Genomic DNA, 272 nt, shown 5'->3' with positions numbered 1-272 from the left:
ACCATTAAAGGTGGTCTGGATGCTCTCTTTAAAGACAGAGATGATGTTTTTATCGCTGCGGATCTCTTGTGGTATCCAGTGCAACTTACCCAGCCGGAAATTCGTGCAGAAAAAAAACCGAAAAAACAAGCTCCTGATGTAATGGTCGTATTGGGGCGACCTAAAGGAGATCGAGGTTCTTATCTACAGTGGAAAGAGGACAATATTGCTCCACAAGTGGCGTTTGAAATCCTCTCTCCTGGGAATAAGAAAGGTGATATGGATACTAAGTT

At 43.0% G+C, this 272-nt stretch carries 1 protein-coding gene; it reads left to right on the top strand.

Annotated features, from left to right (window positions below):
• A partial coding sequence (locus JUI58_RS10020) for a Uma2 family endonuclease (protein WP_204103643.1) occupies positions 1-272 on the top strand: 272 nt, incomplete at both ends.

This window comes from Spirulina sp. CCY15215 (assembly GCF_016888125.1).
In the GTDB taxonomy this organism is placed as follows: domain Bacteria; phylum Cyanobacteriota; class Cyanobacteriia; order Cyanobacteriales; family Spirulinaceae; genus CCY15215.
Note: the sequence above shows the minus strand (reverse complement) of the source record. Positions and strands in the feature narration are given on the sequence as shown.